Here is a 22,803-nt window from a genome sequence, read left to right on the forward strand (position 1 = left end):
CTGTAGCCGGACACCGAAGCCGCGACCAGATATTCTAGGCAGCTCGACAACCCGAACCGGAGTGACGCAATGACTGACGCTGTAGCCCACGACGTGGAACTGGACGCCAGTGGCCTGAACTGTCCGTTGCCGTTGCTAAAGGCAAAAATGGAGCTCAATAAACTGCAAAGCGGCGCTGTACTCAAGGTCATCGCTACCGATGCCGGCTCGCAACGCGACTTCCGCACCTTTGCCAAATTGGCCGGTCATGCGCTGTTGCGCGAAGAAGACGAGGCTGGCGTCTACCGTTACTGGTTGAAAAAAGCCTGACGCGAGCGCGTTAACAATCGAAGGGATTATTGATGTTCAAAGTGTTACGCGACTGGATTCAGCGCTACTTCTCCGATGAAGAAGCCGTGGTGCTGGCAGTGCTGCTGTTTCTCGCCTTCACCGCCGTGCTCACCCTCGGCGGCATGCTTGCGCCGGTCTTGGCGGGCATGGTGCTGGCGTATCTGATGCAGGGCCTGGTGGTGACGCTCGAGCGGCTGCGCGTGCCGGGCGGCGTGGCGGTGGGGCTGGTGTTTGCGCTGTTCATGGGCGCGCTGATGCTGTTCATCGTCGTGGTCCTGCCGCTGCTATGGCATCAGTTGATCACGCTGTTCAACGAGTTGCCGGGCATGCTCGCCAAGTGGCAGTCGCTGCTGCTTCTATTGCCAGAGCGCTATCCGCATCTGGTGTCTGACGAGCAAGTCTTGCAAGCGATCGAAGCGGCGCGGGGCGAGATTGGCAAGTTTGGTCAGTGGGCACTGACTTTCTCGTTGTCGAGTTTGCCGCTGCTGGTGAACATCATGATCTACCTGGTGCTGGTGCCGATTCTGGTGTTTTTCTTCCTCAAGGATCGGGCCATGATCGGCGAGTGGGTGCGCGGCTATCTGCCTCGCGAGCGCGCGCTGATCACCCGCGTCGCGCAGGAAATGAACCGGCAGATCGCCAACTACATACGAGGCAAAGGCATCGAGATAGTGATCTGCGGCGGCGTGACCTACATCGCCTTCATCGCGCTGGGCCTGAACTACGCGGCGCTGCTGGCGTTGCTCGTCGGTTTGTCGGTGGTGGTGCCGTATGTCGGTGCGGTAGTGGTGACCGTGCCGGTGCTGCTGATTGCGCTGTTCCAGTGGGGCTGGAGCGATCAGTTCATCTACCTGATGGCGGTCTACGGAATCATTCAGACGCTGGACGGCAACGTGCTGGTGCCATTGCTGTTTTCGGAAGCAGTGAATCTGCATCCGGTCGCAATCATCTGCGCGGTGCTGCTGTTTGGCGGATTGTGGGGATTCTGGGGTGTGTTCTTTGCGATCCCGCTGGCGACGCTGTTCAAGGCTGTGCTCGATGCGTGGCCGCGGAAGGAGCCGGTGGTGGCGCCGTTGCTTTAGATCGGGGTGAGGCTTTTGGCCTCATCGCTGGCAAGCCAGCTCCCACAGGTTTTGTATGTGCTGAACCCTGTGGGAGCTGGCTTGCCAGCGATGGCGTCGGTGACGACGCAGCAAAAACATCAGGCTTTATTCAGAGCCTCAGCCGCCGCCAGCACGGCATCAACATGCCCCGGCACCTTCACACCACGCCATTCCTGACGTAGCACACCGTCCTTATCAATCAGGAAAGTGCTGCGATCAACGCCCAGGTATTCCTTGCCATAGAGCTTTTTCAGCTTGATCACGTCGAACAGCTGGCAAACCGCTTCGTCCTTGTCGCTGATCAGCTCAAACGGAAATTCCTGTTTGCCTTTGAAGTTTTCGTGCGACTTCAAGCTGTCGCGGGAAATGCCGAAGACTTCGGTGTTGGCAGCCTTGAATGCCGCATATTGATCGCGAAAGCCCTGGCCTTGAGTGGTGCAGCCCGGGGTGCTGTCCTTCGGGTAGAAGTAGATCACCACTTGCTTGCCCTTGAGTTCGGACAGGCTGACGTTCTGCCCGCTGGTCGCAGGCGCGGTGAAATCCGCAACCGGTTGGTCGATGACAACGGCCATGAAAGCTTCCTTACATTGGGTTTTGTGGGCGCCAAGGCTCGATCAGGGCATCCAGGTTCATCGCGTCGGCGAAATCGAGGAACTGATCGCGCAGCCAGCTGATCTGGGTGTTGGCCGGCAGGGTCACGGTGAACGTGGCGTTGAGCATGGTGCCGCCGGTCTGGGGAGCCTGGTAAGTGTCGCAGGTGAGGTTTTCCAGTTCGACGTTGTGGTCCATGAAGAACTGGCACAGCTCATTGATGATGTCCGGGCGATACGCCGAGCTGACGTAAGCCACGTAAGGCAGCGCCTGCGGGCGATTTTCCAGAGCGGCGCTGCGCACCACGTTGACGGTGAAAGCGTGACGCTTGGCCAGCAATGGCAGGCTGCCTTCGAGGCGCGCGAGGGCGTCCCAGCTACCGGAAACTTCCAGCACCAGAGCGCTGCACTCGCCGTGGCGGGTCAGGCGAGAGGTGACGACGGCGCAGCGGTTTTCATGGCTGGCGCGGCACAGGACGTTGGTCAGCTCCATGGGGTTGGCGCCGAGGGCACTGATGACAAGGAATTGTTCGCGAACTGTGGGGGTGGACATGCAGCATTCCTAAAGCGATGAGCGGTCGGTAGGTTGACGGGCATTGGTGGCCGGGCGTGCCTGTTCTGGCGGTCCGTATAAAGAGCCCCGGCCAGCGTTCGCGGCTCGCTCCACTGTGCGGGAGCGCGTCGATGCGACGCAGGAACGGGGCCTGGGAGGCCGAAAGGGGAGGCAGAAACCCGGCGTACAAGCTGATCTGTACCGATCAAAGTCTGAAGGGTAGCGAAAAGCGGCGCCAAGGGGAATGGCAGCGGCGCAGTACTTCGCTTGTGCAAGCATCTTGGCGCCAGTACCATTACCGCTCTCTTTTTCCGGCAGGAGCGGTTTCATGATTGCGGGCAGTATGGTGGCACTGGTCACTCCCATGGATGCACAAGGGCGTCTTGACTGGGACAGCCTCAGCAAACTCGTGGACTTCCACCTCAAGAACGGCACCCATGCCATCGTCGCCGTCGGTACTACCGGCGAGTCGGCCACCCTTGATGTAGAAGAGCACATCGCCGTCATCAAAGCCGTGGTCAAACAGGTTGCCGGGCGCATTCCGGTCATCGCCGGCACCGGCGCCAATTCGACCCGCGAAGCCGTCGAGCTGACCCGCAACGCCAAGGCTGCCGGCGCCGATGCCTGCCTGCTGGTGGTTCCTTATTACAACAAGCCGACCCAGGAAGGTCTGTACCAGCACTTCAAGCACATCGCTGAAGCGGTCGACATTCCGCAGATTCTCTACAACGTTCCCGGCCGCACCTCCTGCGACATGCAGGCCGAGACGGTGATTCGCCTGTCCACCGTGCCGAACATCATCGGCATCAAGGAAGCCACCGGCGACCTCAAACGCGCCAAAGCGATCATCGATGGCGTGAGCAAGGATTTCATCGTGCTGTCCGGCGATGATCCGACTGCTGTCGAGCTGATCCTGCTGGGCGGCAAAGGCAACATCTCGGTCACCGCCAACGTCGCCCCGCGCGAAATGGCTGACCTGTGCGAGGCCGCGCTGAAGGGCGACGCCGATACCGCACGCGCAATCAACGAAAAACTGATGCCGCTGCACAAGGACCTGTTCATCGAAGCCAACCCGATTCCGGTGAAGTGGGCTTTGGTCGAAATGGGCCTGATGCACGAAGGCATCCGCCTGCCACTGACCTGGCTGAGCACCCCTTGTCATGAAACGCTGCGCTCGGCCCTGCGCCAGTGCAACGTCCTGGTTTAATTGAGGAAGTACAACGCATGAAGCGAATGGCCGGACTTTCCGCACTTGCCTTGATTATCTCCAGCACCAGTGGCTGCGGATGGGTCTGGGGGCCGGAAGGTTATTTCCGCGACCGTGGAAGCGATTACCTGCAAGCGCAACAGACTGCACCGATGCAATTGCCACCGGATGTAAGCACTGCCAAGCGTCTCGATCCGCTGTTGCCGATCCCGCGCAACGTGGCCGATGACACCGCGACGGGCGAATACGTCGTGCCGCGTCCTCAGCCGCTGTCGGCGGTTGCCGATGCCACTGATTACTCGCTGCAGAAGAGCGGTGATTCGCGTTGGGTCGTGGCCCAGCACCCACCGGCCGAAGTCTGGCCAGTGGCGCTGCAGTTCTTCCAGGACAACGGTTTCCGTCTGGATGAACAGCGTCCGCAGACCGGCGAGTTCACCACTACCTGGCAGCACTCCGACGAGTTGTCCGCATCGATGGCCAAGCGCCTGAGTGCGGCCGGTATCGCCAGCGACAGCGAAACCCGCGTGCGTGTGCGCATCGAGCCGGGCGTGCAGCGCAACACCAGTGAAATCTACGTAGTCAGCGCCGAGCGTCCTGCCGGCAGCACGGCCGACGTGGCGTTCACCAACCGTTCGGTCAACACTGGCCTGGACGCTGCGCTGGTCGACGACATGCTCGCGAGCATGAGTCGCACCTCCGAGAAGGGCGGCTCGGTGTCGATGCTGGCCTCGCGTGATTTCGACGCGCCGAGCCGTGTCAGCCTGAACGAAGACGGCAGCGGCAACCCGGTGTTGAACGTCGGTACCGATCTGGACCGCGCCTGGTCGAGCGTCGGCCGTGCGCTGGAACAGGGCGAATGGCGCGTTGAAGACATCAACCGCAGCCTGGGCTTGTACTACATCAACCTGGCCGAAAAAGCCGAGAAGAAAGACGACAAGCCTGGCTTTTTCAGCAGCCTGTTCGGCAGTGCGCCGAGCAAGGAAGAAGTCGAAGCCCGCGCCGAGCGTTATCAGGTTCGCCTGAGCAAGGTGGGCGAGAACATCCAGGTCACCGTAGAAAAGAACATCAACACCGTCGCGCCGGCCGATGTCGCGCGTAAAGTGTTGAGCGTGATTCAGGACAACCTGGGCTGATCCGATATGCGTTTTGCCGTTCTCGGCAGCGGTAGCCAAGGGAACGGCACGCTGATCGCCAGTGCTGATACGTACGTGCTGGTGGATTGTGGTTTTTCCCTGCGGGAAACCGAAAGACGTCTGTTGCGCCTGGGTGTGCACCCGGCGCAACTGAGCGCGATACTCGTGACCCACGAACATGCCGACCACGTGCATGGCGTGGGTTTGCTGTCTCGGCGCTACAATCTGCCGGTCTACCTCAGTCGCGGCACACTGCGCGGGATGCGCAAACCGCTGGAACCGGCAGGCTTTCTCGCCGGCGGCGAGCAACTGCAGATCGGCGCACTGAACGTCGGGGTCATTGCCGTGGCCCATGACGCGCAGGAGCCGACCCAGTACGTCTTCAGCGATCAGGAACAGCGGCGCTTCGGCCTGCTGACCGATCTGGGGTCGTTCTGCGAGCGGGTGCTGGATGGCTATCGGGACCTCGACGCATTGATGATCGAGTCCAACCATTGCCGCGACATGCTGGCTCGTGGTCACTACCCGTACTTTCTCAAGCAGCGGGTGGGCGGCGAACGCGGACATCTGAACAACCATCAGGCGGCATTCCTGGTGGCCGAGTTGGGCTGGCAGGGCTTGCAACACCTGGTCCTGGCCCATCTGAGCAGCAAGAACAACCTGCCGCAGCTGGCCCGGCAATGTTTTGTCGACACTCTCGGGTGCGACCCGGACTGGCTGCAACTGGCCGATCAAGATTCAGGGCTCGACTGGCGCCACATCGCCTAGCCCACCTACTTAGCAAGCGGAGCCCATCATGGAAAAACGTGAAGAACTCTACCGCGGCAAAGCCAAATCGGTTTACAAGACCGACGACGCTGACCGCTTGATCCTGCTGTTTCGCAACGACACTTCGGCGTTCGACGGCAAGCGCATCGAACAGCTCGATCGCAAAGGTATGGTGAACAACAAGTTCAACGCCTTCATCATGCAGAAACTCGAAGCTGCCGGCGTGCCGACCCAGTTCGACAAACTGCTGGGCGACAACGAGTGCCTGGTGAAGAAGCTCGACATGATCCCGGTCGAATGCGTCGTGCGTAACTACGCCGCCGGCAGCCTGGTCAAGCGTCTGGGCGTCGAGGAGGGCATGAAGCTCAACCCGTACACCTTCGAACTGTTCTTGAAGGACGACGCCAAGGGCGACCCGTTCATCAACGAATCCCACGTTGTTGCATTCGGCTGGGGCACCGCCGAGCAACTGGCGCGCATGAAGGAACTGTCGCTCAAGGTCAACGAAGTCCTGAGCAAACTGTTCGACGACGCCGGCCTGCTGCTGGTCGACTTCAAGCTTGAATTCGGCGTGTTCAGCGACGGCTCCATAGTCCTCGGCGACGAGTTCAGCCCGGACGGCTGCCGTCTGTGGGACAAGGACACCAAGAAGAAGATGGACAAGGACCGCTTCCGCCAGGGCCTCGGTGACGTCATCGAAGCCTACGAAGAAGTCGCCGCTCGTCTGGGCGTACCGCTTTAATCGACGCAAGCATCTGATAGCACGGAAAAAATTTCGTTTGGGGGGTTCGCAACCGACGAAAGTGTTGTTATGATGCGCGCCGTTGGAGAGATGCCAGAGTGGCCGAATGGGACGGATTCGAAATCCGTTGTACCTTCACCGGTACCTAGGGTTCGAATCCCTATCTCTCCGCCATTATTGAACAAGACAAAGCCCCCGTAATCATTGCTGATTGCGGGGGCTTTTTCGTTTCTGGCGTTTTGTTCGCAATGCTTTTCGGGTACAACCTGCCGACTGCATAAAGGAACAGCTCGATGAGTGAAGTTCAGCCGTTGGCGGGTGATGATGACGTTAGGCCGCAGAGCGTGAGTTTGCTCGAGGCGTTCTGGTTCTGGTTGAAGCTGGGCTTTATCAGTTTCGGCGGGCCGGCCGGGCAGATTTCGATCATGCATCAGGAACTGGTCGAGCGCCGACGCTGGATTTCCGAGCGGCGTTTTCTGCATGCCTTGAACTATTGCATGTTGCTGCCCGGGCCGGAGGCGCAGCAGCTGGCGACCTACATTGGCTGGCTGATGCATCGAAGCTGGGGCGGGATTGTGGCCGGGGCGTTGTTCGTGTTGCCTTCGCTTTTCATCCTGATTTTCCTGTCGTGGCTCTATATCGCCTTCGGTGAAGTGCCGGTGGTGGCCGGGCTGTTTTACGGGATCAAGCCTGCGGTGACGGCCATCGTCGTGCAGGCGGCCCATCGGATCGGTTCGCGGGCGCTGAAGAACAACTGGCTGTGGGCGATTGCTGCGGCGTCGTTTACGGCGATCTTTGCGTTAAATGTGCCGTTTCCGCTGATCGTTTTGGGCGCGGCGGTGATTGGCTATTTCGGCGGACGCTTGGCGCCTGAGAGGTTCAGAGCCGGCGGGCACAGTGCGGCGAAGAAGTCTTTTGGCCCGGCGTTGATCGACGACGACACGCCAACACCGGCCCATGCCCGTTTCAGCTGGACGAAACTGGCCATGCTCGTCGTGATCGGTGCCGCGCTCTGGGCGCTACCGATGGGTGTATTGACCGCGCTTTGCGGCTGGCAGGGCACGCTGACGCAGATGAGCTGGTTCTTCACCAAGGCAGCGCTGCTTACCTTCGGTGGAGCTTATGCAGTGTTGCCCTATGTCTATCAAGGTGCGGTCGGTCACTACGGCTGGCTGACCCCGACGCAGATGATCGACGGCCTGGCGCTGGGCGAAACCACACCGGGGCCGCTGATCATGGTGGTGGCGTTTGTCGGTTTTGTCGGCGCTTATGTGACGCAGGTGTTCGGCGCCGATCAGGTGTTTCTTGCCGGAGCGGTCGCCGCCGCGCTGGTGACGTGGTTTACCTTTCTGCCCTCATTCCTGTTCATCCTCGCCGGCGGCCCGCTGGTGGAGTCGACGCATGACGAACTCAAATTCACCGCGCCGCTGACCGCCATCACCGCCGCGGTGGTAGGGGTGATTCTTAACCTGGCGTGTTTCTTCGGCTATCACGTGCTCTGGCCGCAGGGTTTCAGCGGCAGCCTGGATTGGCCCTCGGCATTGATCGCCATTGCGGCAGCCGTTGCGCTGTTTCGCTTCAAACGCGGAGTGATTCAGGTGTTGCTGGGCTGTGCGTTGGTTGGGTTGGTGGTGCATTTGCTGCGTTAGTCTCGGCCGGCGTGCCATGGACGGCGGCGTATATCGACACCGTCGGTGAGCCTACCGCCGACATGCGCTCCAACATCGCAGCTGAAGCACGGGCGAAGATCGTCTATGAGCGCTTGATGGGGCGCGCGCCTGACATCAGGCGGCGCGCCCCGGTTAATCACTGTGAAATCTTGGTGACTTGCAAAGACTTGCGCTCGATCGCTACGGGCTGCAAATGCCCCAAACGGTCGAGGTGATAGCGCTGCAGATCCCGCGCCAGAATCAGTTGGCCGTGATACAGCGCTGCCGCTTCGTTGCGCACATCCTCGATCGACGGGCTCACCGCCGGATTGGCCTGATAGCGCGCGCTGAAATGCGTCAACACCAGATTGCGCACCCCGGCTGATTCGGCGAAACCGGCGACAGCGGCGGCGCTGCTGTGGCCGTAACTGGCACGAGCGCGGTCGATCGCTGCCTGCACGAATGTCGCTTCATGCACCAGCACATCCGCCGATTGCGCCACTTCGGCCAGCAGGGCCGGCCGATCGTTATCGCCGCAGACAATGATGCGGCGATCAGGTCGTGAACTCAGTAGATAGTCGCGAGCGTGCAGCACCCGCCCGTCAACCTCCACGTCCTGACCGTGGGCCAACTGACCCCAGAGCGGGCCGCGTTCGATGCCTTCGGCATCCAGGCGCTGCAGGTCCAGACGCGGTTCCGGGTCGGACTCGGTGAACACATAACCGTGACACGGCACCCGATGTGACAGTTCGACGGTCTGCACCTGAACGTTAACGTTGCGCCACTCCGTGAGCGTTTCCACAGCGTGCAGGTTGATCTCGAACGGCAGATACGATTGCGTCACCTCCAGACTCATTTTCAGCCAGGGATGCAGCGCTGTCGGCAGGATAATGTCCAGTGGTCGCGTGCGTCCGGACATGCCGGTGCTCGCCAGCAGACCCGGCAAGCCCAAGCAGTGATCGGCGTGCACATGAGTGATGAAAATCGCCCGCAATTCACTCAGTGACAGCGGCGTGCGCAGCACCTGATGCTGAGTACCTTCACCGCAATCGATCAGGTACCAGCCCTTGCCGGCAGACGCGATCAGTGCCGTCGCACTGACGTTGCGCTGGCGGGTCGGCACGCCGGCAGACGTGCCCAGAAACAACAAATCCACGGTGGTTCTCCCTGGCGGATCGGATTTCAGATATTGCGTGCAGTTCTCGGTGAGCTTTCGACAATCAGCGAGGCGATTCGGATCCATCGATGGACTGCGACAATTCATCGGACACCCGCGCTGTCGGCGGCTGGCCTCGGCACTTCGCTCGCTGATGATGGTCACAGCGAAACGGAGTCACTTAGCGGAGGTCAACTTGCCCAGAAAATCCAGGCCGATCGTCGACCGCGCCGATGCGGCGACCCTTTCGCAAGAACGCAAAGATGTGTTTTTCGCGGCGGTGCAGGTCAGCCGCATGGCCATGATTGTCACCGATCCAGCGCAGCCCGACGATCCCATCATTTTTGCCAACAATGCGTTTCTTGAACTCAGCGGCTACGAGCTGGAAGAAGTGCTCGGGCGCAACTGCAGGTTTCTGCAAGGCGAGCAGACTGATCGTGCGGTGTTGCAACGGGTCAAGCAAGCGCTGAAACATCACCACGAAACCTGCGTGGAGGTGCTCAACTATCGCAAGGACGGCTCGTCGTTCTGGAACGAGCTGTTCATCGCGCCGCTATTCAACGAGCGCGGACAACTGGTGTATTTCTTCGCTTCGCAAATGGACGTCAGCCGCCGCCGTGACGCCGAGGACGGTTTGCGATACAGCGAAAACATGGAAGCACTCGGGCAGTTGACCGGAGGCATTGCCCACGATTTCAACAATCTGTTGCAAGTGATGATCGGCTACATCGAGCTGATCCAGCACACCGCCAAGCGGCCGAGCATCGATCCGCAACGCATCGTGGTCGGCGCCGGCCACGCTCGCGCGGCGGCGGAAAAAGCACGTTTGCTGACCCAGCATCTGCTGGCATTCTCCCGCCGACAACGGCTCGAAGGCCGGGTGATCAATCTCAATGCCTTGCTTGAGCGCTCTACGCTGCCGACGCATGAATCCGCCGATCTGGAACCGCAATTCGAACTGGCCGAGGACTTGTGGAACTGCCGGCTCGACCCGGCGCAGGCGGAGATGGCGCTGAACCATTTGCTCTCCAACGCCTGCGATGCGCTGGTTGACCGGCAACAGCCAGCGATTACCGTGCTGACCCGCAACGTCGTGGTCCCGGACGCGACCGATCCGCACCAGGGCGGACTGGCGGCGGGGCGTTACGTCTGCATCGCGGTTGCCGATAACGGCGTGGGCATTGCCGCTGACGATCTCGACAAAGTGATGGAGCCGTTTTTCACCACCAAAGAGGAAGGCAACGGTGCCGGCCTCGGTTTGTCGATGGTTTACGGCTTCGTCAAGCAATCCGGCGGTGTGGTCAAAATCGAATCGACGCCGGGACTCGGCACCACGGTGCGCCTGTTCTTCCCGGCGGATGACAGTCAGCTATCGGCATCTGGCTCCGCTGAAACCGCAGAAAATCTCAAGGGCACGGAGCGCATCCTGATCGTCGAGGATCGCGCCGAAGTCGCTGAACTGGCGCGCTTTGTATTGTCCGAACAGGGTTACCACACCGACCTCGCTGCAGATGCGAGCGAGGCACTGGCCGTGCTGCAGAGTAGCGAATACGACCTGGTATTCACCGATCTGGTCATGCCGGGCGACATGAACGGGCTGGCACTGGCGCGGGAAATCAGCCAACGCTATCCGGCCATGAAGATCCTGCTGACGACCGGGTACTGCGCGGACGAGTCGACGCCCAATGAGCTGGCTGACAATGAGTTCGAATTGATCGCCAAGCCCTACGCGCCGGTGGATCTGTTGCGCAAGCTGCGCTCGATGCTCGGCTGAAAAAACGAACTGACGGCGCACGTTCGGCGTCCATCCTAAAGAGCGCATTGAGCAACCAGTGAGGCACCCGATCCCCGAGGAGATGTTGGCAATGAGCGACAACTTGATGATCAATATCGGGCCGATTGACTGACCGCCGGGAGGGCGATCCATGCAGGAGCAACCTTTGGTGGTGATAAGCGGCGCAAGTGCTGGTGTGGGTCGCGCGGTGGCTCATCGGTTTGCCGCTGGCGGCTACCGCATCGGCCTGTTGGCGCGTGATCCAGCGGGCCTGGCCGCCACGCAGGAGGAGCTGCAAGCGTATGGCGTTCAGGTTGAAACCGTCAGCGTCGACGTCGCCGATGCGCTCGCCGTGCAGCAGGCCGCCCAGCAACTGGAAACCGCGCTAGGGCCGCTGGCGGTCTGGGTCAACGCGGCGATGGTCACGGTGCTCTCGCCGATAGAACAATTGTCCGCCGCCGAGATCGAGCGCGTCACTCAGGTGACCTATCTCGGTACGGTTCATGGCACTTTGGCGGCGCTGTCGTTGATGCGTCCGCGCAACCAAGGGGTGATCATCCAGGTCGGCTCGGCGTTGGCCTATCGTGCCATTCCGTTGCAGGCCGCCTATTGCGGGGCGAAGTTCGCTGTGCGTGGTTTTACCGACTCGTTGCGCTGTGAGTTGCTGCATGAGCGCAGCCATATTCGCGTGTGCATGGTGCAATTGCCCGCGATCAATACCCCGCAGTTCGATTGGGCACGCAACAAATTGCCCCAGCGGCCCCAACCGGTGCCACCGATTCACGACCCCGACGTAGCGGCACGGGCGATTTTCAGTGTGGTAAAGCATCCGCCGCGAGAGTTGTGGCTAGGGTGGTCGACGATCAAAGCGATTATTGGCCAATCCGTCATGCCCGGTCTGCTCGACCGTTTGATGGCGCGAAGTGCATGGTCCGGTCAGCAGACCAATGAGCCTGAAGACAACGAGCACCCGGACAACCTGTTCGAAGCGCAGCCGGATCGGCATCAGATTCGCGGCCGCTTCGTCGGCCGTTCCAGGGATGCAGCGCTGGCCTTGACCTCGACGCAAGTGCTGGCGATATCGGCAGTGATTGCCATATTGGTCGGCGTGGTTCTATTACAGCTCTGATGCTTTCCCGCTTCGCTCCACTGTCGACGCATCTCTGCGCGCGCTGCTAGAGGCGCCGGGGTGCATGGAAGCAACAAATGCAGCACATGCACCTTTGATGACTGTGGTTTCGTTCAGATCTCTTTGATCGGCGTCTCGCCCTGTACGGCTTTGATCAGGTTGATCACGTGCAGGCAATCAGCCTTGTTCACATACGATTCGCCACTGGCCACCGTCTCGTGGTTGCGCGCACGCAGGCGCCAGCGCCATTGGCCTTTGCCAGTGCTGGGGGTGCCTCGGGTTTGTCGGTAGATTTCGAAATACATACGGTTCGCTCCCTGCGATCGATAGGCGCGCCCACCTGTGTGGCGCATCGACGCAAGCCTAGCGCAGCGGTTTTTTTTGGCTATCGGGGATTTGTTTCCAATCGTTCGCGGATGTTTCTGAAAGACGCTGGCCAGAGCGCCGCGACTGCCCGGCGAATTGGCCGATATGACGCCGTGTCCTGCTTGCACGTGCGTGCCGGCTGCTGCTTAATACGGCACGGCTCATGGCCTCGAAAGACTTTCGATGACCGACAAACTATAAAAAGAGCACTCCTTTGACTGAGCACGGAACGCAACAGGCCGGGCAGGTGACGTTGTCGCTGGTGATCCCCGTTTTCAACGAGGCCGACAGCCTCGACAGCTTTCTTTCGCGCATCGACGACGTCTTTCAGACGCAGGCACTGATCGATCTTGAACTGGTCTTCATCAACGATGGCAGCACCGACACCACCCTTGAGCGCTTGCTTGAGCGGCAGCGGCAAGACTCGCGTCTGCGCATCGTCGATCTAAGCCGCAACTTCGGCAAGGAAGCGGCGTTGTCGGCCGGTCTGCAAATGGCCACCGGGCAGATCGTGGTTCCGATCGACGCCGATCTGCAGGACCCGCCGGAAGTCATTTTGCAGATGATCGAGCGCTGGCGCGAAGGTTACGAAGTGGTGCTGGGGCATCGTGTCAGCCGCCGCAGCGACACGTGGGCCAAATCGACCTCGGCCCACTGGTTCTATCGCCTGCACAACCGCATCGCCGAACAGCCGTTGCCGGAGAACGTTGGCGACTTCCGCTTGATGGACCGCTGCGTGGTCGATGCCTTGCTGACCCTGCCTGAGTCGCGACGCTTCATGAAAGGTCTGTTCGCCTGGGTCGGTTTCCGCACCACTCATGTCGACTACGAGCGCCCCGAGCGCGTGGCCGGGCAAAGCAAATTCAATGGCTGGCGGCTGTGGAACTTCGCCCTCGAAGGCATCACCAGTTTCAGCACCGAGCCGCTGCGGGTCTGGACTTACCTGGGGGCAACGGTTTCGCTGGTGTCGTTTGCGTTCGCCATGTTCATTGTCCTGCGCACACTGATCCACGGTGTCGACTTGCCTGGTTATGCCTCGCTGATGGTCGCAGTCACGTTCCTTGGCGGTCTGCAATTGATCGGCATTGGCGTACTCGGCGAATACCTTGGCCGCACCTATATCGAATCCAAACGCCGGCCGGTTTTTCTGGTGCGTCGCGTTTACGACCCCAAGGACTGACAGATGGATCTCAAGGAAACCGACATCCTCGGCGACAGCATCGATGAGCATTGGTATTACTGCTGCAAAGCGGCGGCGACCCGGCGATTGCTGGGTAACATGCCGATCCGACGAATACTCGATGTCGGTGCCGGCTCGGGGTTTTTCTCGCATCATCTGCTGACCCACACCGACGCGCATGAGGCGTGGTGCGTCGACATCAGTTACCCCGCCGATTCAAGCGCCACCACCGCGGGCAAACCGGTGCATTACCGCCGCGGCATCGACAGCATCGATGCCGATCTGGTGTTACTGATGGACGTGCTCGAGCATGTCGACGACGACCTCGGCCTGCTCAAAAACTATGTCGATAAAGTGCCTTCGGGCAGTCGTTTTCTGATGACGGTGCCGGCGTTTCAGTTTCTCTGGAGCGGTCATGATGATTTTCTTGAGCACAAGCGCCGCTACACCCTCGCGCAATTCGAAACCCTGGCGGGCGATGCCGGTTTGACCATGCAGCGCGGCGCCTACTATTTCGGTGCGGTGTTTCCTATCGCCGCAGCGTTGCGCCTGATACCTCAAGGTTCGCAAACCGCACAGCCACAGTCGCAACTCAAGCGTCATCACCCGTGGGTCAACAGCGTGCTCAAGACTCTGTGCCGGCTGGAATTGCCGTTGATGGGCAGAAACCGGCTGGCCGGTTTGAGCGTCTTCGTGCTGGCGCAGAAACCGTGATCGACAGTGATCGTTCAGCGTTGGTTCGCCGTGGTCTGCGCTTTGCCCTGACCGGGCTGTTCGTCACTGCGCTGCATGCGCTGGTGGCCGTGATGTTCATCCGCTTCATCGCGCCCGAACCGCCGCTGGCCAATGGTTTCGCCTTTGCCGTGGCGACCGTTGTGTCTTATGTGATCAATACCACCTGGAGCTTTTCAGCTCGCCTGCACGGGCGCACGTTACTGCGCTTTGTGTCGGTCTCGGCGGGCGGTTTTCTATTGGCGATGCTGGTTGCCTGGGCGGCGCAAGTGGCGGGGTTGCATTATCTGCTCGGGATCGGTGCCGTGGCCATGACGGTGCCGGCGTTCACATTCGTTTTGCATAATTTCTGGACGTATCGATGAAGCTTTGCTCAACCTCTCGGGCGGCTGCGCTGTTGCCTGTGCTGCTAGGCATTCTGGCCTTTTTTATCGTGGTCGGCCCACGGGCGTTGAACCCGATGAACATTGCCTGGCTGGGCGACGGCGACCCGGCCACGCATTACCAGGGTTGGGTGTTTTTCCGGCACTCGCCATGGAGCTTTCCGCTGGGGCTCAATCCGTCTTATGGACTTGAATTGAGCAATGGCTTGATCTTTTCCGATTCCAATCCCCTGTTCGCCTTTTTGTTCAAGCCGTTTTCGGCGCTGTTGCCGGAGCCGTTTCAGTATTTCGGACTGTGGTTGCTGACCTGCTTCATTCTGCAGAGCTGGTTTGCCTGGAAACTGCTCGGCCTGGTGAGCCGCGACGCGGTTCTGCGGTTGCTCGGCACCGGGCTGTTTTTATTCGTTCCGGCCATGCTGATCCGCATGAGCGTGCACCTGTCCCTGGGCGGGCATTTCATGTTGCTGGCCGCGCTGTACCTGGCGCTGCGGCCATTCACGCCAAAACGCTCTCTGGCCTGGGGAACGTTGCTGGCGGCGGCCGCGCTGATTCACGCCTATTTGCTGGCGATGATTGCGCTGATCTGGCTCGCCGATCTCGCAGCACACACCCTGCGGCGACATCTGGCGCCGCGCAAAGCTGTGGCCGAACTGATCGGTCTGTTTTTGCTGGTGAGTCTGTGTTGCTGGCAGGCGGGCTACTTCAGCGTCGGCGATGACGGCCTGGCACTGATGGGCTACGGTCTGTTCCGCGCCAATGTGCTGAGCTTTTTCGACCCGGGAACCTGGTCGTTTGCCCTGCGCGACATGCCCGGTGTGTTGGGCGATGGTGACGGTTTTGCTTTCCTTGGTTTGGGTGTGGTGTTCCTGTTCATCTGCGCCTTCGCGGCATGGCTGCAACGCGGCACGGATGTTCACCTCAAGCCACGTCGCTACCCGTTGCTGTTGCTCGCGCTCGCCGGCCTGGCGCTGTTTGCGTTTTCCAACAACATCGGGGTCGGCCCATTCGAGTTGCACATCCCGCTGCCGGATGCGGTGGTGGCGGTGGCGACAATTTTTCGCGGTTCGGGGCGGATGATCTGGCCTGTCATGTACATGGCGATTTTCGCCATTCTGTACGTGGTGATTCGCGGCCATACTTCGCGCACGGCACGGATTCTGCTGAGCATTGCCCTGTTGCTGCAAGTGGCGGATACGCGTTCCGGTTGGGGAGAGTCGCGCAACCTGTTCATGGCCACGCCGGCGCCACAATGGCCGACGCCACTGGTTGATCCGTTCTGGGATCAGGCAGCCCGCCATTATCAGGCGGTGCGCTGGCTGCGCCCGGAGAATTATCCGGAGCAGTGGCGAACGCTGGCCGAGTATGCGGGACGCCATCATCTGCCGACCAATGCGGTCTACCTCGGCCGCATGAGTACCAAGGCCACCGAGGCGGCCCAGGCTGTGGCCGACCAGATGGTCAGCTCTGGTCAATACGCCACCGATACGCTGTATGTACTCGATAGCCGCACTGTGCTGCCGGCCGCGCTGACTCTCAATCGCGAGACTGACGTACTCGCCAGAATCGACGGTTTGAACGTGCTGGCGCCCGGCTGGAAGCGTTGCGCCGATTGCCCGCCTATCGTGGCCTCTGATCCCCTTACGCTGATTTCGCCAATGAAGTCGAACGAGCGCGTGACCTTCAACGTTACCAGCCTGGCGACGTTTTTCCTCGGCAGCGGATGGTCGAAAAGCGAACCGTGGGGCACGTGGTCCGAGGGCAGTGAATCGCAAATCATTCTGCGGCCCGAGGCGCCGGTGAGATCATTTGTGCTGGAAGCCAACGCTTTGATTGCGCCGTCGCATACCGAACAGGGGCTGGAGATTAGCGTCAACGATGTGCCGGTGCTCTCCACCCGCTTGCTCAAGCCCGAAGCGAACGTTGTCGCCGTTGACCTGCCAGCTGAAGTCCAGCAGCGCATTGAGCGTGAAGGCGTGCTGATGATTCGTTTCCAGCACGCCGATGCCGTCAGCCCGAGAGCGCTGGGCATGGGACTCGATCCGCGCAAACTGGCCATTGGCATTCTGGCGTTGACGCTTCATTGACCCTTCAGTGACTGTTCGGCGCAGCGGCCCATAGACGCGGTTCTTGGGCCTTTCTACACTGCCGCTATTCCGGGGAGCAGGGGCAAAGGATGAACCGCAATGAACTACGCAAGGCCGACATCAACCTGATGGTGGTGTTCGAGACCCTGATGCTCGAACGCAACGTGACCCGCGCGGCGGAGAAACTGTTCCTCGGCCAGCCGACCATCAGCTCGGCGCTCAACCGTTTGCGCACGATGCTCAACGATCCGCTGTTCATCCGCGTCGGCCATCGTATGGAGCCGACGGCCCGCGCTGAAGATATTTACCGCCATCTCAAACCGGCACTGGATTCACTGTCGGCGGCGCTGAGCCTGACCCGCGATTTCGATCCCGCGACGAGCACCATGACCTTTCGCATCGGCCTGTCCGACGACGTCGAATTCGGCCTGCTGCCGCCGCTGTTGCGCGCGTTGCGCCAAGAGGCGCCGAGCGTGGTGTTCGTGGTGCAGCATGTCGATTACTGGCGCATTCCCGACCTGCTCGCTGCCGGCGATATCACCGTCGGCATCAGCCAGACCCGTGGCCTGCCGGCCAACGCCAAACGCAAACTGCTGCGGCATATCCAGCCAAGCATCCTGCGCGCCGATGCCTCTGATACGCCGCTGACCCTCGACGAATATTGCGCTCGCCCGCATGTGCTGGTGTCGCACACGGCCAATGTCAGTGGCTACGCCGATGAGTGGCTGGCGGAACTGGGGCGCACGCGGCAGGTGGTGTTGTCGGTGCCGCAATACAGCGCACTGCCGGCTTTGCTGGCCGGCACCGACCTGATCGCCAGCCTGCCGGATTACACCGCAGCGGCGATGGCGGCGTCCGGGGCGCTGTTCCAGGAACCGTTCCCGTTCAAGACGCCAACACTGGACCTGTCGATGGTCTGGCTCAGCCACGTCGACAGCGACCCGGCCGAACGCTGGCTGCGTTCGCGGCTCGAAGCGTTCATGAGTGAACGGCCGCTTATTTCGTCCTGACAAGCACCACACAACCCTGTGGGAGCGAGCCTGCTCGCGAAGCCGTTCGGCAGGCGCAGATGTGCAACCTGAAAGGACGCTTTCGCGAGCAGGCTCGCTCCCACAAATGACGCTGTGTGATTGTGGTATATGTACGCCCCGCATCCGCCGACTGGAGATCCGCAATGCCACACCTGCACATGGAATACACCGCCAACCTGACGCAGTTGAACGCTGACATCGCCCTGATCCGGCTCAACAACACGCTGGTCGGTTCCGGTCAGTTCGGCGCGGAGTTCGATATCAAGAGCCGCGCGATCAAGATCGACAACTTCAAGGTCGGCACGGCGCAGGGCGAGCGCGCCTTCGTCCATGTGAAACTGGCCTTGCTCAGCGGACGCTCGGCGGAGATCAAGAAGCAGCTCTCGCAAAGCCTGCTGGCGGTGTTGCAGGAACTCTGCGAATGGCCGGCCGGGCTCGAAGTGCAACTGTGTGTCGAACTGCTCGACATCGATCGCGAGTCCTACAGCAAAGCCGCGATCGGCATCTGACGTTCAGGCGTTTTCCAGCTCGCTGCACACCTGAATCACCTGCTCGCGCAGCCAGACGTTGGCGCTGTCCTGATCGGCGCTCTGGCTCCACTGCATGTCGAGGGTGAAACCCGGCAGGCCGTTGGGCGCTTCGCAGTGGTTGAACACTGCGTCGTTGGTCAGCAGACGCTGGATACGCCGGGGCAGGGTGAGGATGAAATCGGTGCCGGTGATCATCTTCAACGCGGCGCTGTAGCTGTTCGATCGGGCCACTATCTGGCGCTTTTGCGCTTGCCGCGCCAGCCAGCCGTCGACCATGTTGGTGCTTGAAGTCCACGGCGTTGGAAACACATGCCGACGTTCGGTGAATGCTTGCAGGCTCAGGCGCGGTTCGAGTGGTGTGGCGCGTTTGTCGAAGACGCAGACCAGGTCATCTTCCAGCAACATCCGGGATTTCAGATCCGCATGCTGGCGGTGAAAGTGCGGGCCGAAACTGATCACCAGATCGAGGCTGCCGTCGCGCAACTCTTCGGCCGGAACGTCGGTTTCAAACTTGTGCATGTTGACCATCACTGGCAAGTCGTCGAAATCGAAGCGCTTCAACAGTCGCGGCAGAATCAATTGCTCGAAGTATTCCGGGGCGCAGATGTTGAAAGTCACCGCCTGCCGGCTCGGGTCGAAGGCCGGGGCACCGGCGTGGCAGAGGTTGATGCTTTCGAGGATTTTCTGCACATGGCCGTACATGCTGCAGGCCTTGTAGGTCGGGCGCATGCCGGTGCGGGTGTTGATGAACAGTTCGTCTTCGAAACTGGTGCGCAGTTTCTTCAGGCAATAACTGACGGTGGACTGGCTGACGAACAGGGTTTCCGAGACATCGGTGACACTGCTCTGCTCGTACACGGCGACGAATACCATCAAGTCCTGCATATCGAGCTTGCGAAGCAAATTACTGTTCAGCATGAGTTCCGTCTCGCTGTGCCCCTTGCGCAGAATTCGCGCAAACGTGTGCGTACGATCCTAACGGAACGATGGTGCCAGGAGAAACCCTCGTAGGACATTTCACGGACACATGTGGGACAGAAACTTTTAGCAACACGACGTTGCCAATCTCGTGCGCAAAAGATGGCCAGAGGCCTCTAGCCCGGGCAGGGCAAGCGACGTGTGTAGTCGCGAGGGTTGAAGCGCACAACCATCAGCAGCATGAGCACCATTACCGCAGTCAGCGCCCACCACGCACCTTCGAAACTGCCCAGCCGATCGCGAATGATCCCTGCCAACAGCGGCGACAGTCCTGCGATCAGATAACCGATCCCCTGTACAAACGCGGTCAGGCCACCGGCACGCTGCGGCTCGTCGCAGTGATCCAGCGCAATGATCAGGCTCATCGGAAACAGACCGCCAATTCCCAGCCCCAACAGACAAGGCCACAGCAGGGCCAAATGTTGCGGGGCAAGAATCAGCCCGCAGAAACCGCCGATGATCAGCAACAGCAGAACCGCCAATATCCCACGCCGGTCACGGCTGCGATTGGCGATCGCAGGCACTGCCAGGCCGGAAATGACCTCCATCGCTGTAAGAAAACCCAACAGCAGCCCGGCGTTCTGTTCACTCCAGCCTTTTTCCACGTAATACGGGGCAAGCCAGGCGAGGACACAGGTGTAGGACGCCGTACCGAGGCCAAAGAAAATCGCCAGCAACCAGGCGCGACGGCGCGTGATGAAAGATTCCCGCTGGGTCACCCTTGGTAGGGGTTGCGCGGGCTGCAAGCACCAGACCAGCAACGCGACCAATGCCAACGCCGCCCAGATGGCCAGCCCGATGCGCCAACTGCCGGTCTCCACCATCACCAGCGGCGCGAACGATGCGGCAATCGCGGCGCCGCCCATGATCGAAGTCACGTAGATGCCCATGCACAACGCCACGTTGTCAGCAAAGCGCGTCTTGATCAGCGCCGGCATCAATGCCTGAATCAGGGCTATGCCAATACCGGCCAGTATCGCGCTGACGATCAGCTCGACCGCAGAATCGATAAACAGCCGTGACACGTTCGCCAGCCCGATGACAAGCAGCGACAGCAGCACCGTGCGTTGTTCGCCCAGACGCTGGCTGATGCGCAGGCCGAAGAACATCGCCAGCCCCATGGCCATGACCGGCAGCATCGTCAGCAAAGAGGCAAGCGTGAAGCTCAACGGTATATCGCTACGGATCGCCGACAGCAGCGGCCCGATGGCTGCCATTGAGGGGCGCAGATTAAGTGCAACAAGAATGATCGCGAGTATCAGCCAAGCGGCGGGGCGGGAGTGATTCATCAGCAGGCCTTTGAGTGGGGAGGCTGATGATTAGGCGTCGCGGCGCGCGCATCGGCAAATCAGAAAACCCCGGGCCAGACCTAAAAACTCGATAATACCCCTGTCCCGATGTGGGAGCGAGCCTGCTCGCGAATGCGTTCCTCCAGACCAACAATCATTTGCTGACACTGCGCTTTCGCGAGCAGGCTCGCTCCCACAGAGGACATTGTGAAGTGCCTGAAACTGAATAAACCCTGAACCATTCTCAAATACTCGCAAACTTTCACGTTCGTACTCCGAGGCAACTAATCATTAGCATCTTTTTCACGAAAAATTGATCCATGCCTGCCTAAAGTTTGGCATGCCTCGGTGAATGAATTTTTCACAATCGACGAGGCTCTTCTTTCAGGAACAGTCACTCATCATGTTGAAGTTAAAAGCCGTGCGCCCGGAATGGGTGACGTTGTTTGCCAGCGCCTTTTTGTTGCTCGGTTTCAATCTGGTGCTTTGGCAACACCTGTTCGAGATCACCGCCGCCGATGGCAAGGGCATCGCCATGCGCGTGGCGTTCGGCGTGATGATCCTTGCCGCGTTCAATATCGTGCTGACGATATTCGCGTTCCGGCCACTGCTTAAACCACTTTTGACTCTTTTGTTTTTAGTCAGCGCCGGCGTGGCTTATTTCATGAGCCAATATGGCGTCATGATTGATGCGGGCATGTTGCGCAACTTTGCCGAGACCAACGCGACGGAAGTGCGTGATCTGCTTTCGTTGAAGTTGTTCGCTTATATTCTCTTGCTGGGTGTTTTGCCGTGTTTGTTGTTGTGGAAAGTACCGGTCAATTATCGGCGCTGGCATCGCGAGTTGTTCAGCAAAGTTATTGTCAGTGTTGCCTCGGCGGCGGTGATCGGCGTTGTGGCATTGGCCAACTATCAAGGTTTGTCGTCGCTGTTTCGCAATCACCACGAAATTCGCCTGATGCTGGTGCCGAGCAATTACATCGGCGCATCCATTGGTTATCTGCAAGAGCAAGTTGTCTCGGCGCAGCAGCCGTTCATCAAGATCGGCGAAGATGCCCAGCGCAACCCCGACTTGCGGCTACAGCCACGCAAATCCCTCACCGTGCTGGTGGTGGGGGAAAGTGCGCGAGCGCAGAACTTCGGCATTCTCGGTTACGACCGAGACACCACCCCGCAACTGGACAAAGAGGCCGGGCTGATCGCTTTCACTGATGTGCATTCCTGCGGCACGGAAACCGCAGTTTCGGTACCGTGCATGTTCTCCAACATGGGTCGCAAGGATTACAACGCCAGCAAGGCCAGGAATGAAGAGGGCTTGCTCGATGTGCTCAAGCGCGCCGGCATTGATGTGATCTGGCGCGATAACCAGTCCGGCTGCAAAGGCACTTGCGACCGCGTCACGGTGCAGGATGTCAGCAAGTTGCAAGACCCGGCGTTGTGCGCCAACAGCGAATGTCGCGATGAAATCCTCCTGCAAGGGCTGCAAAGTTTCATCGATCATCTGGACAAGGACACCGTGCTGGTTCTGCACCAGATGGGCAGTCACGGCCCGGACTACTTCAAGCGTTATCCCAAGGAGTACGAACACTTCACTCCGGTCTGTGAAAGTAACGCGCTGAACAATTGCAGCCGCGAAAGTATCGTCAACGGTTACGACAACACCTTGGTCTACACCGACCATGTGCTGGCTAGCCTGATCGATGTGCTGCGCAGCAATCAGGACAAAGTCGACACCGCCATGCTCTATCTGTCGGACCACGGCGAATCGTTGGGCGAGTACAACCTGTTTCTGCACGGCACGCCTTATATGCTGGCGCCCGAGCAACAGAAGCATGTAGCGATGCTGGCGTGGTTCTCTGACAGCTATCAGAAGGCCTATTCGGTCGACACCCATTGCCTGCAACTGAGCCGGGACAAGCCGCTGAGCCAGGACAATCTGTTCCACTCGATGCTCGGCCTGCTGGAAGTGCGCAGCAGCGTCTATCAACCTGCCTTGGACATGTTTGCCGGCTGTCGTGGCGCGGTGATCGACGGCGTGTTGGCCAAGCAGTGAAGCGTTCCCTGCCCGTCGCACCAATGCGACGGGCCTTTCTGTT

The 22,803-nt window shown here is 60.0% G+C and carries 22 protein-coding genes, 1 tRNA gene and 1 pseudogene; 18 read left to right on the forward strand and 6 right to left on the reverse strand.

The genetic code is table 11. The features are described 5' to 3' along the window. The first annotated feature begins 69 nt into the window (after window positions 1-69). Window positions 70-309 carry a sulfurtransferase TusA family protein gene (locus ACZ9BE_RS04285; RefSeq protein WP_016771269.1) on the forward strand — a complete coding sequence of 80 codons (240 nt, stop codon included), beginning with the start codon at window positions 70-72 and terminating at the stop codon, window positions 307-309. Between the two features lie 32 nt (window positions 310-341). Next, complete coding sequence (locus ACZ9BE_RS04290) at window positions 342-1,412, forward strand: AI-2E family transporter (RefSeq protein WP_016771268.1); 1,071 nt, start codon at window positions 342-344, stop codon at window positions 1,410-1,412. Between the two features lie 119 nt (window positions 1,413-1,531). Here ACZ9BE_RS04290 and ACZ9BE_RS04295 read toward each other — a convergent pair whose 3' ends face one another. Both ACZ9BE_RS04295 and ACZ9BE_RS04300 read right to left on the reverse strand, forming a co-directional pair. Then, window positions 1,532-2,005: a peroxiredoxin gene (locus ACZ9BE_RS04295; RefSeq protein WP_305382391.1), complete on the reverse strand. Its 474-nt coding sequence runs from the start codon at window positions 2,003-2,005 to the stop codon at window positions 1,532-1,534. A gap of 10 nt (window positions 2,006-2,015) precedes the next feature. Further along, window positions 2,016-2,576 (reverse strand): glycine cleavage system transcriptional repressor, encoded by a 561-nt coding sequence (locus ACZ9BE_RS04300; protein ID WP_024012001.1) that lies wholly within the window; start codon window positions 2,574-2,576, stop codon window positions 2,016-2,018. Window positions 2,577-2,904: 328 nt separating this feature from the next. Here ACZ9BE_RS04300 and dapA point away from each other — a divergent pair, with 328 nt between their 5' ends. The 7 genes and pseudogenes from dapA to ACZ9BE_RS04335 form a co-directional block, all read left to right on the forward strand. Further along, the gene (gene dapA, locus ACZ9BE_RS04305; protein WP_016771265.1) at window positions 2,905-3,783 is read left to right on the forward strand and encodes a 4-hydroxy-tetrahydrodipicolinate synthase; all 879 of its coding nucleotides are present in this window, start codon (window positions 2,905-2,907) and stop codon (window positions 3,781-3,783) included. A 17-nt stretch (window positions 3,784-3,800) separates the two neighbouring features. Continuing rightward, window positions 3,801-4,916 carry an outer membrane protein assembly factor BamC gene (gene bamC / locus ACZ9BE_RS04310; RefSeq protein ID WP_016771264.1) on the forward strand — a complete coding sequence of 372 codons (1,116 nt, stop codon included), beginning with the start codon at window positions 3,801-3,803 and terminating at the stop codon, window positions 4,914-4,916. Window positions 4,917-4,922: 6 nt separating this feature from the next. Continuing rightward, complete coding sequence (locus ACZ9BE_RS04315) at window positions 4,923-5,684, forward strand: MBL fold metallo-hydrolase (protein WP_024012002.1); 762 nt, start codon at window positions 4,923-4,925, stop codon at window positions 5,682-5,684. 28 nt (window positions 5,685-5,712) lie between these two features. Next, complete coding sequence (purC, locus tag ACZ9BE_RS04320) at window positions 5,713-6,426, forward strand: phosphoribosylaminoimidazolesuccinocarboxamide synthase (RefSeq protein ID WP_016771262.1); 714 nt, start codon at window positions 5,713-5,715, stop codon at window positions 6,424-6,426. 84 nt (window positions 6,427-6,510) lie between these two features. Next, window positions 6,511-6,600, forward strand: a tRNA-Ser gene (locus ACZ9BE_RS04325). Between the two features lie 119 nt (window positions 6,601-6,719). Then, the gene (chrA, locus tag ACZ9BE_RS04330; protein WP_476248940.1) at window positions 6,720-8,075 is read left to right on the forward strand and encodes a chromate efflux transporter; all 1,356 of its coding nucleotides are present in this window, start codon (window positions 6,720-6,722) and stop codon (window positions 8,073-8,075) included. Further along, window positions 8,057-8,209, forward strand: a pseudogene (locus ACZ9BE_RS04335) (manganese catalase family protein); the annotation flags it as partial. The gene chrA and the pseudogene ACZ9BE_RS04335, both read left to right, overlap by 19 nt. Window positions 8,210-8,232: 23 nt before the next feature. Here the strand turns inward: ACZ9BE_RS04335 and ACZ9BE_RS04340 are convergent. Further along, window positions 8,233-9,231 carry a ribonuclease Z gene (locus tag ACZ9BE_RS04340; protein ID WP_476248941.1) on the reverse strand — a complete coding sequence of 333 codons (999 nt, stop codon included), beginning with the start codon at window positions 9,229-9,231 and terminating at the stop codon, window positions 8,233-8,235. A 196-nt stretch (window positions 9,232-9,427) separates the two neighbouring features. On the opposite strand from ACZ9BE_RS04340, the gene ACZ9BE_RS04345 reads away from it, so the two are divergent. Together ACZ9BE_RS04345 and ACZ9BE_RS04350 are read left to right on the forward strand one after the other, a co-directional pair. Next, a complete protein-coding gene (locus ACZ9BE_RS04345; RefSeq protein WP_476248942.1) occupies window positions 9,428-11,005 on the forward strand; it encodes a histidine kinase famiy protein in 1,578 nt (525 codons plus the stop codon). Window positions 11,006-11,156: 151 nt separating this feature from the next. Further along, window positions 11,157-12,134, forward strand: a complete 978-nt coding sequence (locus ACZ9BE_RS04350; RefSeq protein WP_476248943.1) for an SDR family oxidoreductase — start codon at window positions 11,157-11,159, stop codon at window positions 12,132-12,134. Window positions 12,135-12,247: 113 nt separating this feature from the next. On the opposite strand, the gene ACZ9BE_RS04355 is transcribed toward ACZ9BE_RS04350, so the two are convergent. After that, window positions 12,248-12,439 (reverse strand): YegP family protein, encoded by a 192-nt coding sequence (locus ACZ9BE_RS04355; protein WP_016771242.1) that lies wholly within the window; start codon window positions 12,437-12,439, stop codon window positions 12,248-12,250. A 275-nt stretch (window positions 12,440-12,714) separates the two neighbouring features. Between ACZ9BE_RS04355 and ACZ9BE_RS04360 the strand changes: the two genes are divergently transcribed. From ACZ9BE_RS04360 to ACZ9BE_RS04385, 6 genes are all read left to right on the forward strand, one after another. Next, window positions 12,715-13,680 carry a glycosyltransferase family 2 protein gene (locus ACZ9BE_RS04360; protein WP_150636528.1) on the forward strand — a complete coding sequence of 322 codons (966 nt, stop codon included), beginning with the start codon at window positions 12,715-12,717 and terminating at the stop codon, window positions 13,678-13,680. 3 nt (window positions 13,681-13,683) lie between these two features. Beyond that, window positions 13,684-14,394, forward strand: coding sequence for a class I SAM-dependent methyltransferase (locus tag ACZ9BE_RS04365; protein WP_476248944.1), 711 nt, complete (start codon window positions 13,684-13,686; stop codon window positions 14,392-14,394). Then, window positions 14,391-14,777 (forward strand): GtrA family protein, encoded by a 387-nt coding sequence (locus ACZ9BE_RS04370; protein ID WP_252877648.1) that lies wholly within the window; start codon window positions 14,391-14,393, stop codon window positions 14,775-14,777. The genes ACZ9BE_RS04365 and ACZ9BE_RS04370 overlap by 4 nt, the downstream gene beginning before the upstream one ends. Then, on the forward strand, window positions 14,774-16,879 hold the full coding sequence (locus tag ACZ9BE_RS04375; protein ID WP_476248945.1) for a DUF6311 domain-containing protein: 2,106 nt from the start codon (window positions 14,774-14,776) through the stop codon (window positions 16,877-16,879). The genes ACZ9BE_RS04370 and ACZ9BE_RS04375 overlap by 4 nt, the downstream gene beginning before the upstream one ends. An 89-nt stretch (window positions 16,880-16,968) precedes the next feature. After that, on the forward strand, window positions 16,969-17,889 hold the full coding sequence (locus tag ACZ9BE_RS04380; protein ID WP_122691656.1) for a LysR substrate-binding domain-containing protein: 921 nt from the start codon (window positions 16,969-16,971) through the stop codon (window positions 17,887-17,889). Between the two features lie 164 nt (window positions 17,890-18,053). Then, a complete protein-coding gene (locus ACZ9BE_RS04385; RefSeq protein WP_041478855.1) occupies window positions 18,054-18,419 on the forward strand; it encodes a 5-carboxymethyl-2-hydroxymuconate Delta-isomerase in 366 nt (121 codons plus the stop codon). A gap of 3 nt (window positions 18,420-18,422) precedes the next feature. On the opposite strand, the gene ACZ9BE_RS04390 is transcribed toward ACZ9BE_RS04385, so the two are convergent. Beyond that, window positions 18,423-19,358, reverse strand: a complete 936-nt coding sequence (locus ACZ9BE_RS04390; RefSeq protein WP_252887457.1) for a LysR family transcriptional regulator — start codon at window positions 19,356-19,358, stop codon at window positions 18,423-18,425. 176 nt (window positions 19,359-19,534) lie between these two features. Then, on the reverse strand, window positions 19,535-20,707 hold the full coding sequence (locus ACZ9BE_RS04395; RefSeq protein WP_476248946.1) for a cyanate transporter: 1,173 nt from the start codon (window positions 20,705-20,707) through the stop codon (window positions 19,535-19,537). A gap of 403 nt (window positions 20,708-21,110) precedes the next feature. Here ACZ9BE_RS04395 and ACZ9BE_RS04400 point away from each other — a divergent pair, with 403 nt between their 5' ends. Then, a complete protein-coding gene (locus ACZ9BE_RS04400; protein WP_476248947.1) occupies window positions 21,111-22,760 on the forward strand; it encodes a phosphoethanolamine transferase in 1,650 nt (549 codons plus the stop codon). Window positions 22,761-22,803: the final 43 nt, after the last annotated feature.

The organism is Pseudomonas sp. TE9122, assembly GCF_056278925.1.